We start from the raw sequence: 14,969 nt of genomic DNA on the forward strand, positions 1-14,969 counted from the left end.
GGGACGGCATGCCCTGACCCGGTAAACTCCGGGTATCTCCGTTTTTTTTGGCGGGGTCTGCCAGTGCAGGCTCGCTTTGCATCGATGTTGCCTTTTTCCTTTTTGCCCACTCCGTCGCGGTTAGCCGTTCGCGCGCTCAACGGCTTGTTGTCGCGTGAAGACTGGGCGCGCGAGCGTCTGTCGCGCCACGCGGGCAAAACCGTGCGTTTTGCGCTGGGCGGCTTTGTGACTGGCTTGGCGATCAATAGCGAAGGCTATGCCGATCTGGCTGATACCGCGGTGGTACCCGACGTCACCCTGACCGTCAATCCAGGCAAGCTCAATCCTCTGGGAATGCTGCCCGGGCAGGATCGGCCCGATGTTGCCGAGGCAACGCATATCGAGGGCGATGCCGCGCTGGCTCGCGTGGTGGCTGATCTGGCGGAAAACCTGCGTTGGGACCCCGAGGACGATTTGTCGCGGCTGGTCGGTGATATTCCCGCCACGCGTCTAATGGCTGGCGCCCGTGCGGCGGGCGAGGGTGCCAAGGCCGCGGTGTCCAGTCTGAGCCGCAATGTATCGGAATATTTAGCCGAAGAGCGCGGCGTTCTTGTCGGGACCTCGCTGCTGGAGCAGTGGAGGCTGGATCTCGCCGACTTGAATCAGCGACGTGAGGACGCTGCCACGGCGGCAGCGTCATTGGATGCGCGCCTGGCTCGCCTGGCTGCGAAGCGAGGCGCTTGATTCATGCTCAGCTTTTTCCGAGTCCTTCGCATTCTGTGTGTCGCCTACCGTTACGGTCTGGACGATCTGGCCTTGTCCAGCCTCAATCATCCCTTGGCAAAGGGGCTGCGATGGTTGCTGCGTCTGGGACGGCGGCCGAAAGCACCTCGAGGGCTGCGGCTCAGGCGTGCACTGGAGTCGCTCGGTCCCATTTTCGTGAAATTTGGCCAGGTGCTTTCCACCCGGCGCGATCTGATTCCGGCGGATATTGCCGACGAACTGGCGCTATTGCAGGATCGTGTGGCGCCGTTTCCCTCGGCCGAGGCTGCAGCATGTATCGAGGCCGCACTGGGGGCACCTCCGTCCAAATTGTTTGCTCAGTTCGAGGTGGATCCTGTGGCCTCGGCATCTATTGCCCAGGTGCATTTTGCGGTGCTCCACGACGGCCGTGAGGTCGCGGTAAAGGTCTTGCGTCCAGGCATGCGCCAAGCGATCGAGCGGGATTTGTCGTTGCTGCATATCGTGGCGCGCATCGTCGAGCGCACCGGTGCGGATGGGCGGCGCCTGAAACCCCGCGAGGTCGTCGCAGAGTTCGACAATTACTTGCATGACGAGCTGGACCTGGTGCGCGAGGCCTCGAACTGCAGTCAACTGCGCCGCAATTTTGACGCTGCATCGGGGCGAGGCGATTTGCTGATCGTGCCCGAAGTGATCTGGGAATACACCGCAGCCACGGTGTTCACCATGCAACGGATGTACGGCATTCCCGTGGGGCAGATCGATCGCTTGCGCGCTGCGGGCATTGATATTCCGACACTGGCGCGCAGTGGCGTCGATATCTTCTTTACTCAAGTGTTTTCCGATGGGTTTTTCCATGCGGACATGCATCCGGGCAACATTTACGTTTCTGATCGGCCCGAGACGCTTGGGCGTTATATCGCGCTGGATTTTGGCATCGTCGGCTCGCTGTCGGAGTTCGACAAGAATTATCTTGCGCAGAATTTCCTGGCTTTCTTTCATCGGGACTACCGCCGCGTGGCGCAGTTGCATATCGAGTCTGGCTGGGTGCCGGCCGATACTCGCGAAGAGGAACTCGAGGGGGCTGTACGCGCCGTATGCGAGCCCTATTTCGATCGGCCATTGTCCGAAATTTCGTTAGGGCAGGTGTTGCTGCGCCTGTTCCAGACGTCACGGCGTTTCAACGTCGAGATTCAACCGCAGTTGGTACTGCTGCAAAAAACATTGCTCAACGTCGAAGGGCTCGGCCGGCAACTCGATCCGAATCTGGATCTCTGGAAGACAGCCAAGCCTTATCTGGAAAACTGGATGCGGCGTCGTATGGGGTTTGATGGCTTTCGACAGTCGTTGACCAAAGAAGCCGCGCAATGGTCGCAGACATTGCCGGCCTTGCCGCGCTTGATGTACGAGCAGCTCAGCCGTCCTGACACGGCACCGCAGTTGCTTAGTGAAATGACCCGTTTGCGCCACGCGCAAGAACAGGGAAACCGCCTATTGATCGCCTTGACGGCGGTATTGGCGGTCGCAGTGGGGGTGGCCTTGTGGGCACTGACTCGCTGATACGCTGACTGTGCGTCTGTCATGATTTTGTCGTAATTCTGTCATGACAGATTCGCACGCAACAGCGATAAACACGCTTGCGTGACATGCGCATAGCGTCCGGGCCGTGATGACACGGCATTCCGAAAATGATAGCGCCCCACGCGGGAAAATTAAGGGCCACACCATGCTTTATCCTGAACTCTTCAAGACCATGGAAGCCGTGCGCTGGAACATGGCGAGCGATATTCCTTGGCACGAATTTGATCGTAGCAAGCTCTCGGATGAACAGGCGTACACCATCAAGATGAACGCCATCACCGAATGGGCAGCGCTGCCGGCGACGGAAATGTTCTTGCGCGATAATCGCGGTGATAGCGATTTTTGTGCGTTCATGTCGGTGTGGTTTTTCGAAGAACAGAAGCATTCCTTGGTGTTGATGGAATACTTGCGGCGTTTTTGCCCCGAGCTGGTTCCCACCGAGGAGGAACTGCACAAGATCCGTTTCGAATTTGATCCGGCGCCCGAGCTCGACACGCTGATGCTGCATTTCTGCGGTGAGATCCGGTTGAATCACTGGTATCGTCGCGCTGCAGACTGGCATACGGAGCCGGTGATTCGCGAAATCTACCGCACGATTTCGCGTGACGAGGCCCGGCATGCGGGTGCGTATTTGCAGTACATGCGCCGCGCGCTGCATGACCGTGGCGAGCAGACCAGTGCCCAGGCACGCTTGTCGTTTTCCAAGATCGGCGTGCTCATGGCCTCGGCCAGCCGCACCGCGCAGGCGATGCACCCGACCAATTTGCACGTGAACAAGAACCTGTTCCCGAACGACACCGTGCAATCTCGCCTGCCCGAGCCGGGTTGGCTGGAAAACTGGCTGGATACGCAGATTCGTTTCGACGACGTCTGGGAACAGAAGGTCGCGACCCGCATTTTGCACATCCTGTCCAAGCTGATGGGACGGACTTTCGATACGGTGAAGGACCTGAGCCGTTATCGCAAGGAGGTATCGAGCTTGGTTTCTGTAAATAACGAGAAGTCCGGATTGATTGTGCCTGTCGGCGCGTGACACTCATCCTGGGCGGCGGCGTACAATTCAGGTATGTCTGCCGCCCGTTTTGAATCCAAAATCCTGTCCCGCGACGCCTGCGCTGCGGCGATTGCGTTGGGCAAATTGCCCCGGCCGTTGGTCTTTACCAATGGCGTCTTCGATATTCTGCATCGAGGCCATGCTACCTATCTGGATCAGGCCGCTCAATTAGGGGCGACGCTGGTGGTGGCGATCAATACCGATGATTCGGTGCGGCGCTTGGGCAAGGGCGATGACCGTCCGCTCAATCGCCAAGAGGATCGGGCTGCGCTGTTGGCCGCGTTGGAATGCGTGAGCGTCGTCACGACTTTTCACGAGGATACGCCTGTGGAGATCATTGGCGAATTGCGGCCGGATCTGATCGTCAAAGGGGGCGATTACGATATGGAGACGCTGCCTGAGACGGCTCTGGTGAAGACTTGGGGTGGAAGGGCGTTGGCGATTCCGTTTGAGTTTGAGCGGTCTACGACGTCGTTGGTGCGGAAGATTCGGGGCGCGTGACCTCGGCCGTTTGGGGGGGCTGATGAGTTCGTTGTGGCTGAGGGGTTCTTTAGCCGCCGGGGCTCGTCGTGTAAAGGGCGCGCTGGCCCTATCGCCTGGTCTGGCCGCCTGCGCGGCCAGACTGCCCATCACCTGTCTCGCCAGGCGGGGCGGCTGGGCAAACTCGCTCCGCTACGCTACGCTCAAACATGCCCAGCCGACTTCCCCCCGCCTGACAAGACAGGTTCGGCAGGCTCTACGGGCCAGCGCGCCCTTTACACGACGAACCCCGGCTCGCGGCGGTTATGAACGCATCATGCGACTTGTGGCAAGCGCATCATGCCGGCTGCGGCGTTGACGCGCGGGGTTGTTTTATCCTCGTTGAGAGATGCCGGATAGGGCTTGGCCGGCGGGTTTGGGGCTGCTTGCGCCGACTGCCAGGTCGCCCAGCGCTACGATGCCTACCAAGCGCTTGTCGGTGTTTATGATGGGTAAGCGGCGGATCTGATTGTTGCTCATGATCTGGCAGGCTTTTTCTACCGAGTCGTTGTCGTACGCCCACAGTACTTTTTCGGACATGACGTCTCGTACTCTAGCGCCAGAGTCGCGGCCTTCTGCGACTGCGCGCAGCACGATGTCGCGGTCCGACAGCGTTCCGATCAAGCGATCGTTTTCTCCTACAGGCATGAGGCCAAAGTCGCCGTCGCGCATTTGGCTTGCGGCGTCTTTGATGGTCGTCTCGGGGTTCAGGATTTTGACGCGTTCGGTCATTACGTCTTTGAGCTGTTGCATGGTTGTGCTCCTTTGATTCACGGGTGAGGCCTGTCTGGAACGGCCGCAAGTGACGGACCTGGGCACTGCACGACGCAGCTATGCATTGCGACATGGCCGTGGCCCGTTTTCCGTGACTCAGGAGCGTGGTTGCCGGCGTTCCATGCGTCGAAAGTGTTGGCGCCTAGCGCTAGCGGTTAGCGGCGAGGCGCCTTTTTTTACCAAGGTACGGGCGACTCTTTGTTTTGCCGCCTGTGGACGCTGTTCGGTACGTTTTATCGAGTAGATCCTTTTTCAAGAAGACGAAATTTTCCGATCGCGCAGGAACAATTTTCCTGTGGTCAGGGAAGGCATCGCGCAAGCAGGATGGCGAGCATTGCGGGGAGCAGGCATTTGGGCTCAGGCACTTTACTTGCTGCTGTTAGCGGCGTTGTAGCCCGGCGATCTATCAAGGAGGCTATCAGTGCCCCAAATTGTCGAACCTCGCTATGCGTTGACGGTGCACCCCTTGCATGCCGTATTTGTGGGAGGAGCGCTTTCCCTGTTTGTCGGCGCGGCCGTCAGCGACGTGGCCTATGCGATGTCGTTTGATATCCAGTGGAATAACTTTGCCTCGTGGCTCCTGGTCGGCGCGCTGATATTTGGCGGCGTCGCGCTGATCTTTGCCATCGTTGATCTTTTTCGAGCGCAGCAACGTGCGCGCGGAGTGATCCCATATTCCTTGGTGTGGATAGCGGCGTGGGTCGTGGGCTTTTTCAATGCATTGATTCATGCCCGCGATGCGTGGGCGAGCATGCCTGCCGGCCTTATCTTGTCGCTGATCACAGTGGTGCTTGCCTGCATAGCCACGTGGCTGGGTTTTCGCACTCCGCATATTTTTCGCACTTCGCGTGTTAGAAGCGCCGTATGAAAACGCTGAGCTTGCTCGCCGCGGTTCCGTTGCTCACGGCTATGGGCGTATGCAGCGGTCAATCCGGATCTTTGGTCGGCCCAGAGCCTGCGCTACCCAAACCGAAGCAAGGCCTGCTGCCTGATATGGTGATTGCAAAACCCGCACCATGGGGAGACAAGGCTCCAACGGTGCCAGAAGGCTATACGATTACCGCCATCGCGAAGGATCTGAAGATCCCGCGGCAGACGCTGGTATTGCCCAACGGCGACATCTTGGTGGCTGAGGGCCGGGGCGGCAATGCCGCGAAGCTCAAGCCCAAAGACGTGATCGCCGGCATCATCAAGGCCAGGGGCACGAGCCCGGTCAAGGGGGGCAACCGCCTGACGTTGCTGCGCGATGCCGAAGGAGACGGCACCTATGAGGCGTCGACTTTCGCGGAAAATCTGAATGCGCCCTACGGGCTCGCCTTGGTCGGTAACGATCTTTATGTTGCTAACCAGGACGCGTTGGTGCGATTCGACTACCAGCCAGGACAGACCAAGGCCAGCGGCCCGCCTGAGACGGTCACGCTGTTACCATCGGAAATCAACCATCACTGGACCAAGGCTCTGACCGCCAGTGCGGACGGGCAATATTTGTATGTAGGCATCGGGTCCAATAGCAATATCACCGAACGCGGCATGACGGCGGAAGCCGACCGCGCGCGTATCTGGAGGGTGAATGCCCGCACCGGCGAGTACAAGACGTACGCTACGGGCCTGCGCAATCCCACGGCGCTGACCATCCAGCCCGATACGGGCCAGGTATGGGCGGTCGTGAATGAACGCGACGAGCTCGGCTCTGATCTGGTTCCCGACTATCTGACGGGGGTGCAGGAGAATGCCTTCTATGGCTGGCCGTACAGCTATTGGGGGCAGAACATAGACGAGCGCGTACGGCCGCAGGATCCGGCAAAGGTCAAAGCTGCAATAAAACCCGATTACAGTCTGGGCGCGCACGTGGCGGCGCTGGGGGTGGATTTTTCGGCCCAGGCAATGGGCGATCGGTTTGCCGACGGGGTTTTCGTCGGCGAGCACGGCAGCTGGAATCGCAGCGAACCCTCGGGCTACAAGGTGGTCTTTGTGCCCTTCAATGCGGGGCGTCCATCTGGTCCGCCGGTAGACTTTGTGTCCGGATTCCGGGACAGTGACGGGACGACCCGCGGCCGTCCGGTAGGGGTGACAGTAGACCCGCGCGGAGCGCTCATTGTCGCGGACGATCTGTCAAACACGATCTGGCGCATCACGCCGACACAGCCCGCGGGGCCGCGGACGCAGACTGAAAAATCGGCGCCGACGCCGACGCCGACGCCAGCGTCAATGCCGCCTACGTAGCTACTGCAGTGGCTCTGGGCGACTCCAGCGGCCCAGCGGCGGAGCTAACCGATGTAGCGATAGCGATGCAGTAATCCGATTGTCGCTGCAGGCGCGGCATCAGCACCGCCGTGCGACTCGTCCTGCCCGTACGTCAGCCCCGCTATGGCGGCGGCAAACGCAGCAATCTATTGATGGTCTCGAGATCTACTTCGGACAGGATGCCGCCGGCCGCCTTGAGGCGCAGGCCGTCCAACAGCGTGCCATAGCGCGCCTGCGCGAGGTCGCGCTGGGTTGCGTAGAGCTGTTGCTGGGCGTTCAGGACGTCCAGGTTGATGCGCACGCCGATCTCGTAGCCGGTTTTGTTGGCTTCTACGGAGGCTCGACTCGATTTTTCGCCGGCTTCCAGGGCGCGGATACGGGCCAGGCCGGTCATGACACCTGTGTAGTACTGACGGGCGGATTGTGCAGACTGGCGGCGGGCGGCCTGGTAGTCGTTGCGCGCCTTTTGTTCGAGCTGGACTTTTTCTGTGACCTGAGAGGATATGCCGCCGCCCGCATAGATGGGGACAGACAGCACCAAGCCGACAGTGCTGTCTGCGGCCCGGCTACCGGCGGCGCTGCGATTTGAGGTACTGGCGCTGCCGCTGCTGGCCTGCAGACTCAGGGTCGGGTAATGTCCGCCGCGCGCAATCTGGATGCCACGTTGGGCAATCTGGGTCTGCAATTGCGCGCGTGCGACTTCCAGACTGGCGGATTCGGCCTGGGTAGACCAATCGTCCTGTCTGGCCGGCTGGGGAGCCGGTAGCGGGACCGTAGGCGGCAACTCGGCCAAGGCTTCAGGGGGCTGGCCGATGATTTGCGTCAGCTGGCCGCGCAATACCGTCAGATCGTGTTGTTGCCGTAATTCCTCGGCGACAACCAGGTCATAGCGCGCCTGAGCCTCATACGTGTCGGTAATCGTGGCGTTGCCCAGCTCGAAATTTCGCTTGGCGGACTCGAGTTGGGCGGCTACCGAGGCCTTTTCGCCCTCGGTGGCTGTCAGGGCGTCCTGGGCGGTGAGGATGCCAAAATAGGTGTCCGATACGCGCAGCAGCAGGTCTTGGTACGCCTGCTGCAGAGCGAGCTCTGCGTCGGCGACGCCGAGTTTGGCCTGTTCGTAGCGCTGCCAGCTTGACCAGTCGTAGAGCGGCTGTGTCAGGACGAGTTCCCAGGGGGCCCGCGTGTTGTCCTGCACACGGCGGGACAGATCGCGCGTAGTGCGGGTGTCTTGGTAGGTCAGTCCGATCTCGGCATTGATGGCCGGCAGCAGGCCAGCGCGAGCCTGGGGCAATTGCTCGATCGACGCACGATACTGGGCACGGGCCGCTCCGTATACGGGATCGTTGGCCAGTGCGGACTGCCACGTCTGCAGCAGGTCCTGGGCAGCGTTAGCCGGGAGGCACCAACTGGTACTGAGCGCCAGACCCAGCGTAGCCGCAAGCGATCTGGCGCGCATGGAGCCGTATCAGAACTTGAAATGCGAAACGGTAGTCCCGCGCAGCGGCTTGACGACGGTTTCGAACAAATTGACGGTTTCGAAGCTGGCTGCCGTGGTGCGCGTGATGCGACAGGCGGTCATGACCGGGGCCTGACCCACGATGATGACCAGGCGGCCCCCTACGCGCAACTGATATTTCAGAGCATCCGGCACGGCGGGCACTGAGCCCGTGACCAGGATGGCGTCATATTCGGTCGTACCCCAGCCATTGCGGCCGTCGCCGGTCTCGACCTTGACGTTGGTGACGTTGTTCGCCTGCAGGTTGTTCTGTGCGAATGCCACCAGGCGATTGTCGATCTCGACCGATGTGACTTGTTGCGCCAGACGCGCCAGCAGGGCAGCCTGATAGCCCGAGCCCGTGCCGATTTCCAGCACGCAGTCGGTAGCGGTCAGTTGCAGCTCCTGGGCCAGGCGGGCCTCAACCTTTGGGGCCAGCATGTTCTGGCGGGTGTTGGCCGCATTGATCTCCAGCGGAAGTTCCAGGTCGGAAAACGCCAGGGCTCGCAATGCCGGCGGCACGAATTGCTCGCGGCGCACAACAAACAGAGCGTCCAGGACCTTGGGATCGAGTACGTCCCAGGGGCGGATTTGCTGCTCCACCATGTTGAAGCGGGCTTGTTCTACATCAGGCAGGGTCGAAGCGTTCATGACAGCGAAGAGGAAATCAAGAAGAACCAACCGAACATTGTACTGATTCGGTGGGAATATGGGTGATGACCCCCGTAGTGGGGCGGAAGCCTTCATCGGGACCGTTTCCAGCCGGCCTCATGGCGCTGGCTCGGCCGGCGAGGGAGGCCAGCAGCCACGGGCGGGCTAAGGCACCATTGCCAGCATGATTACCACCAGGCGTGAAAATGGTGTGTCGGGCCATGTCCAGAGCCGACCTGCAGGCGGTCAGCATGGCGCAGAGCCTCGGCCAGGTAGGCCTTGGCGCGGCGGGCAGCCTCGGGCACATCGTCGATCTGCGGCAGCAGCGCGGCCAGGGCAGCGGAAAGCGTGCAGCCTGTGCCGTGGGTGTTGCGTGTTTCGATGCGATGGCCAGGCAGCTCGATCATCCGGTCGCCGTCGTGCAGCAGGTCGATGGTGTCGTTGCCCGGGAGGTGGCCGCCTTTTAGCAGCACCCAGCGTTGCCCGGAGTACGCCATGATATTGCGCAGCCGCTCGGCGACACGGCGCATTTCCTTGACGGTCTCGACGGGGCGTTCATCCAGCAGTACGCCAGCCTCAGGCAGATTGGGGGTCAACATGGTGGCCTGCGGCAACAGGGCCTCGCGCAAGGCGCCGACGGCATCGCGCTCGAGCAGGTGATCGCCGCTTTTGGCGACCATCACCGGATCCAGGATGATGTGAGCGGGCAACCATTTGGCGAGCTTTTCCGCTACCACGAGCGTCACCGGGCGTTGGCCCAGCATGCCGATTTTGACCGCGTCGATGCGGACATCGGTAAAGAGCGTGTCGATCTGCAGGCCGACGAACTCGGGCGGCACGGGGGCGATGCCAGTGACGCCTTGGGTGTTCTGCGCGGTGAGCGCGGCGATGACCGCGCAGCCGTAGGCCCCCAGCGCGCTCATGGCTTTGACGTCGGCCAGTACGCCCGCGCCGCCGGACGGGTCTACGCCGGCGATGCTGAGCGCGTTGGGAATCGGCCGGCCGCCGGCTTGCGACGTACTCATTGCGTATTGGCCGGGGCGGCGGTGATCAGCCCTTCGGTGGGCGAGCTGGGCGCGCCGCTGTATAGCTTGCGTGGCATACGGCCGGCCAGGAAGGCATCGCGGCCGGCCTGGACGGCGTTTTTCATGGCGCGGGCCATCAGGACGGGGTCTTTGGCGCCTGCGATCGCGGTATTCATCAGGACGCCGTCGCAGCCGAGTTCCAGGGCGATGGCGGCGTCAGAGGCAGTGCCCACCCCTGCGTCCACCAGCACCGGGACACGGGCCTGATCAATGATCAGGCGCAGGTTCCACGGGTTCAGAATGCCCATCCCCGAGCCGATCAGCGAGGCCAGCGGCATGACCGCGACCACGCCGATGTCCTCGAGCATGCGGCATTGAATGGGGTCGTCGGTGCAATAGACCATGACCTTGAACCCATCGTCGACCAGCGTTTTGGCGGCCTCCAGCGTGGCAGGCATGTTGGGGAACAAGGTATGCGGATCGCCCAGAACCTCGAGTTTGACCAGGTCATGGCCGTCGAGCAGCTCGCGCGCCAGCCGCAGGGTGCGCACCGCGTCGTCGGCGGTATAGCAGCCCGCAGTGTTGGGCAACAGGGTGAACTGCGAGGGCGGGACATAGTCCAGCAGGCTGGGCTCGCCGGGATTTTGGCCAATATTGGTGCGGCGAATGGCCACGGTCACAATTTGGGTGCCGCTGGCATCCAGCGCGGCGCGGGTTTGCTCGAAGTCTTTGTATTTGCCGGTGCCTACCAGCAGGCGCGACTGGTATTCGCGCCCGGCGATGGTCAGAGTGTCTGGAGTCGTCATTGTGCAGCGTGCTGAAAAAGAATCCGGTGGCCGGGCGTGGGGCGCCCGGCGTCTAGGTCTCCATGATAATCCACATGTTCAATAACGCTATACGACCCCAGAGAACTCCGGCGTTGCCGGTCGCGCATTGCGCCCTGCCGCGCAAGGCATGCGCGATGGGAAATTGGGTGGACCAATCAAGTCATGGATTGGTCATTGAGGTGGCAGGCCGAGAAATGCCCGGGCGCAATTTCCTTGCGCAATGGCGCTTCGATACGGCAACGTTCGTGGGCATGTGGGCAGCGAGGATGGAAATGGCAGCCGGGTGGTGGTTTGAGCGGGCTGGGCAATTCGCCCTTCAGGGCTTCGAAGCGGCGTTTGCCCGGTTTGATGCGCGGCACTTCAGCGAGCAACGATTGTGTGTAAGGGTGATTGGGACGTGAGTACACTTCTTTGACGGGCGCTTCTTCGACGACACGGCCGAGATACATGATGGCTACACGGTCGGAAATATGTTTCACCACCCCGAGATCGTGGCTGACAAATAAATAGGTCAGATCGAGTTGTTCGCGCAGATCCATGAAGAGATTCAGGATTTGCGCCTGAATCGATACGTCGAGTGCGGCGACGCTTTCATCACATACCAGGAAATCGGGCTGCACTGCCAACGCGCGCGCAATATTGACCCGGGCGCGCTGACCTCCCGAGAATTGGTGCGGCAGCCGGCGCTTCATCGTGGGGTCGAAACCGGCCTTGCGCAGATAGTCATCCACATATTCACCTCGATTACCTTTGATCAGGCCATGGATGGCGGGGGCCTCGGCAACAAGGGTTTCGATATTCATACGGGGATTGAGCGCAGCCATGGAGTTCTGGAAAATCATCTGGGCTGACAGATCTGCATCATGCAATGCTTTGCCGTTCAGTTTCAGACGGTCGGAGCCTTTCCAGTACACCTCGCCGGAGGACGGATTCAGTATGCCCGCCGCAATACGGCCCAGCGTCGATTTTCCACAGCCGCTCTCGCCCACTAATCCGAGAACCTCGCCACGTTTGATGGAAAGATCGACTTCATCGAGTGCATGAACGATAGGCGGGCGTTTCGCTATACCCAATGCGATGGCAATGCGGGCTGCCAGATCGGGTTTCGCGCCAAAGCGCATCGAAATCCTGCGCAGGTCCAGCAGCGGCTCAGTATGGGGGTGAGTGGCCGAGACGGTCATGCGTACACCTTTTCGTAAGGATGGAAGCAACGGTAGTAGCGAAGTTCGGTGCCTGAGGCCTCAGGCTGCTGGCGACAGGCGTCCGATGCACGCTCGCAACGGGTGCGAAATGCACATCCTTCGGGCATATTCGCCAGGCTTGGCGTGACGCCGGGGATTTGGGCGAGTCGGTTTCCTTGGTTATTCTCGGAGGGAACCGAACGGATCAGACCGCGGGTATAGGGATGGCTCGGCGTTTCCAGGACGGAAAAGACATCGCCCGTTTCTACAATACGTCCGCCATACATGACAGCAATACGGTCGGCCAGGCTGGAAACAATAGCCAAGTCGTGAGTAATCCAAATCACCGCTGTTCCTTGCAGTTCAGTCAGCTTCTGGAATTCGGAAATAATCTGAGCCTGGATCGTGACATCAAGGGCAGTGGTGGGCTCATCGGCGATGATGAGGTCAGGGCGATGCAGTAGTGCAATAGCGATTGCCACGCGCTGCCGCATGCCGCCAGAGAATTCGTGAGGGTAGGCATCCAGGCGTTCCTCCGGGCTGGGAATGCCGACCATGCCGAGCGCGTCACGCGCTCGTGCACGGGCTTCATGGCGACTGATTTTTTCGTGGGCGTGCAAGGTCTCCATGAGCTGGACACCGATGCGTAGCACCGGGTTCAGCGTCATCATCGGATCCTGAAACACCATGGCAATGCGACGCCCGCGCAGGGTGCGGCGAGTTTTCGCGTCGGCACGGGTCAAATCGTCCCCATTGAACAGAACCTGCCCCGAGGCGACGCGGCCAGGTTCATCGATCAATCCTAAAATAGAAAATCCCGTGACGCTTTTGCCAGAGCCGCTTTCACCCACGAGCCCCAATACCTCGCCGCGGTTGACCTGAAAGGACACCTCGTTGACAGCTCGCAGCGGTTTGCCGTCTTCTCCGGGAAACTCGGTCACGAGATCACGGACTTCTAATAATGGAGTCATCGGGCTTTCCTCGGGTTGAGCACGTCACGTAAACGGTCACCGACCAAGTTGATCGAAACGATGGTGATGAGCAAGGCAATGCCTGGGTAGAAGCTGATCCAGTACAAGCCGGACAGCAAATAGCGATAGCCATTGGCGATCAGCATGCCCAAGGAAGGCTGTGTGACAGATGCGCCTAACCCCAGAAATGACAAGGTGGACTCCAAACCAATGGCACGGGCCACTTGCATCGTCGCGATGACGATGATGGGAGCAATGCAATTGGGCAGCAGGTGACGAAGCAGTATGCGATGGCTTGGAATACGCAGGCAGTGCGCTGCCTCGATGAATTCTTTCCCTCGCTCAACCAGTGCGGTGCCCCGCGCGGTGCGGGCATAGGTCGCCCATTCGGCCACGATAATGGCCAACACGACATTTGCTACCCCGTTACCCAAAATGGCCAGCACCATTAACGCCATCAGAATGGTTGGGAAGGAAAGCTGGAGATCGACCAGCCGCATAATGAAGCTTTCGGTGCGCCCGCCCAGATAGGCGGCAAGCAGTCCAATGGTGGTGCCGAGCAGAGCCGCGATCAACGCCGAGGCAATGCCAACGACGAGCGAAGTGCGTAATCCATACAGAATGCCCGACAGAATATCCCGCCCCTGGTCATCCGTGCCCAAGTAATACGGCACGCCATCCATGCTGGCCGAGCCGGGCGGCAAGCGGCCGTCGAGGATGTCCATCTGGGTCAGGTCATACGGATTCTGTGCAGAGATCCAGGGCGCCAGAATAGCGAGTAAACAAATCGCGATCAGCCCGATGGCCCCCAGCGTCGCCGTGGGCGATGAGAAAAAACGCTTCAAAGCGGGGCCAATGCGAGGTGGCGGCGGTGCCGTAACGCTATCGGGGATATCCGTGCTGTCCGGTGTGTTGGCAAGTTTCGTGTTCATGGCGTCATCCTTTGCCTTCGAGGCGGACACGAGGATCGAGCAGGGTGTAGCAAATATCGATAATGAAGTTCAGCGAGACAAAAAGAATGACCATCATCATCAAATAGGCCACGATGACAGGCCGGTCCAGCAGATTGATGCTATCGATAATGAGTTTGCCCATTCCGGGCCAGCCGAAAATGCTTTCGGTTACGACCGAGTAAGCAATCAATGAGCCGAATTCCAAGCCGATGATGGTGACGACTGGGATCATCAAGTTCTTCAGTACGTGAACGAAAATGACCCGGCTCTCGTGCAGCCCTTTGGCATGAGCAAACTTGACAAAATCCTGCGCGATTACTTCCTGCACCCCAGCTCGGGTCAAGCGAAGAATCAATGAAGTTTTGAACAATGCGAGATTCAATGCCGGCAGCAGCATGTGCGAGAGTCCATTGGCCGTCAGAAACGACCAATTCACGCCCAGGAACATCACGGTATCGCCTCGGCCATTTGACGGCAGCCAACCCAGTTCCACCGCAAATACCAGGATCAGCATCAGCCCCACCCAGAACGTCGGCAGAGAAAAACCGAATATGGAGCCCGTCATAATGATTCTGGACGAGATTCTTCTGGGGTAAAGCCCGGCATATAGTCCCAGCGGAATTCCCACCACAATGGCAATAACCATGGCACAGAGCGCAAGTTCCAACGTGGCGGGTAAACGTTCGATGATGACGTCGAGCGCAGGTTTGTGATAGACGAAACTATTGCCGAAATCACCCTGCGTCAGGCCATGCAGAAAACTGAGATACTGCTGCCACAGCGGCTTATCCAGGCCAAGATTGGCGATGACCTGGGCTCGTTCTGCCTGGTTGAGATCGGGGTTGATGAGAATGTCGACGGGATTGCCAATGACATTGATGCCAACAAAGACGATCAACGTCATCGCCAATATGACGAAGCCCGCCTGGATTGCGCGTCGGATGAGCGTAGTGACCATTGTCAATCCTGTTCGG

15 protein-coding genes are annotated in these 14,969 nt (G+C 60.0%); 6 read left to right on the forward strand and 9 right to left on the reverse strand.

The annotated features are described in order from the left end of the window. The first annotated feature begins 84 nt into the window (after positions 1–84). The 4 genes from ACYVI2_RS20270 (at position 85) to rfaE2 (ending at position 3,856) form a co-directional block, all read left to right on the forward strand. A complete protein-coding gene (locus ACYVI2_RS20270) occupies positions 85–723 on the forward strand; it encodes a ubiquinone biosynthesis accessory factor UbiJ (RefSeq protein ID WP_415821516.1) in 639 nt (212 codons plus the stop codon). A gap of 3 nt (positions 724–726) precedes the next feature. Continuing rightward, complete coding sequence (gene ubiB / locus ACYVI2_RS20275; RefSeq protein ID WP_415821493.1) at positions 727–2,280, forward strand: ubiquinone biosynthesis regulatory protein kinase UbiB; 1,554 nt, start codon at positions 727–729, stop codon at positions 2,278–2,280. A gap of 166 nt (positions 2,281–2,446) precedes the next feature. Next, positions 2,447–3,334 (forward strand): ferritin-like domain-containing protein, encoded by an 888-nt coding sequence (locus tag ACYVI2_RS20280; protein ID WP_415821492.1) that lies wholly within the window; start codon positions 2,447–2,449, stop codon positions 3,332–3,334. Positions 3,335–3,367: 33 nt separating this feature from the next. Beyond that, on the forward strand, positions 3,368–3,856 hold the full coding sequence (gene rfaE2 / locus ACYVI2_RS20285; RefSeq protein ID WP_415821491.1) for a D-glycero-beta-D-manno-heptose 1-phosphate adenylyltransferase: 489 nt from the start codon (positions 3,368–3,370) through the stop codon (positions 3,854–3,856). 351 nt (positions 3,857–4,207) lie between these two features. On the opposite strand, the gene ACYVI2_RS20290 is transcribed toward rfaE2, so the two are convergent. Next, positions 4,208–4,627: a CBS domain-containing protein gene (locus tag ACYVI2_RS20290; protein WP_415821490.1), complete on the reverse strand. Its 420-nt coding sequence runs from the start codon at positions 4,625–4,627 to the stop codon at positions 4,208–4,210. A gap of 442 nt (positions 4,628–5,069) precedes the next feature. On the opposite strand from ACYVI2_RS20290, the gene ACYVI2_RS20295 reads away from it, so the two are divergent. Together ACYVI2_RS20295 and ACYVI2_RS20300 are read left to right on the forward strand one after the other, a co-directional pair. Then, the gene (locus ACYVI2_RS20295; protein WP_415821489.1) at positions 5,070–5,516 is read left to right on the forward strand and encodes a DUF2231 domain-containing protein; all 447 of its coding nucleotides are present in this window, start codon (positions 5,070–5,072) and stop codon (positions 5,514–5,516) included. Continuing rightward, positions 5,513–6,871 carry a PQQ-dependent sugar dehydrogenase gene (locus ACYVI2_RS20300; RefSeq protein WP_415821488.1) on the forward strand — a complete coding sequence of 453 codons (1,359 nt, stop codon included), beginning with the start codon at positions 5,513–5,515 and terminating at the stop codon, positions 6,869–6,871. Before ACYVI2_RS20295 ends, ACYVI2_RS20300 begins: the two co-directional genes overlap by 4 nt. A 142-nt stretch (positions 6,872–7,013) precedes the next feature. Here ACYVI2_RS20300 and ACYVI2_RS20305 read toward each other — a convergent pair whose 3' ends face one another. From ACYVI2_RS20305 to ACYVI2_RS20340, 8 genes are all read right to left on the reverse strand, one after another. Then, positions 7,014–8,348: a TolC family outer membrane protein gene (locus tag ACYVI2_RS20305; protein ID WP_415821487.1), complete on the reverse strand. Its 1,335-nt coding sequence runs from the start codon at positions 8,346–8,348 to the stop codon at positions 7,014–7,016. A gap of 9 nt (positions 8,349–8,357) precedes the next feature. Then, entirely contained in the window at positions 8,358–9,038 is a 681-nt protein-coding gene (locus tag ACYVI2_RS20310; protein WP_415821486.1) for a protein-L-isoaspartate O-methyltransferase family protein, read from the reverse strand. Positions 9,039–9,226: 188 nt separating this feature from the next. Next, positions 9,227–10,063, reverse strand: a complete 837-nt coding sequence (thiD, locus tag ACYVI2_RS20315; protein WP_415821485.1) for a bifunctional hydroxymethylpyrimidine kinase/phosphomethylpyrimidine kinase — start codon at positions 10,061–10,063, stop codon at positions 9,227–9,229. Next, entirely contained in the window at positions 10,060–10,869 is an 810-nt protein-coding gene (locus ACYVI2_RS20320; protein ID WP_415808901.1) for a thiazole synthase, read from the reverse strand. Before ACYVI2_RS20320 ends, thiD begins: the two co-directional genes overlap by 4 nt. 176 nt (positions 10,870–11,045) lie before the next feature. Continuing rightward, positions 11,046–12,071, reverse strand: coding sequence for an ABC transporter ATP-binding protein (locus ACYVI2_RS20325; protein WP_415821484.1), 1,026 nt, complete (start codon positions 12,069–12,071; stop codon positions 11,046–11,048). After that, a complete protein-coding gene (locus tag ACYVI2_RS20330) occupies positions 12,068–13,042 on the reverse strand; it encodes an ABC transporter ATP-binding protein (protein ID WP_415821483.1) in 975 nt (324 codons plus the stop codon). Before ACYVI2_RS20330 ends, ACYVI2_RS20325 begins: the two co-directional genes overlap by 4 nt. Continuing rightward, complete coding sequence (locus tag ACYVI2_RS20335) at positions 13,039–13,974, reverse strand: ABC transporter permease (RefSeq protein WP_415821482.1); 936 nt, start codon at positions 13,972–13,974, stop codon at positions 13,039–13,041. The genes ACYVI2_RS20330 and ACYVI2_RS20335 overlap by 4 nt, the downstream gene beginning before the upstream one ends. A gap of 4 nt (positions 13,975–13,978) precedes the next feature. Continuing rightward, positions 13,979–14,953: an ABC transporter permease gene (locus ACYVI2_RS20340; protein ID WP_415821481.1), complete on the reverse strand. Its 975-nt coding sequence runs from the start codon at positions 14,951–14,953 to the stop codon at positions 13,979–13,981. Positions 14,954–14,969: the final 16 nt, after the last annotated feature.

The sequence above is a fragment of the Bordetella tumbae genome, from assembly GCF_054780995.1.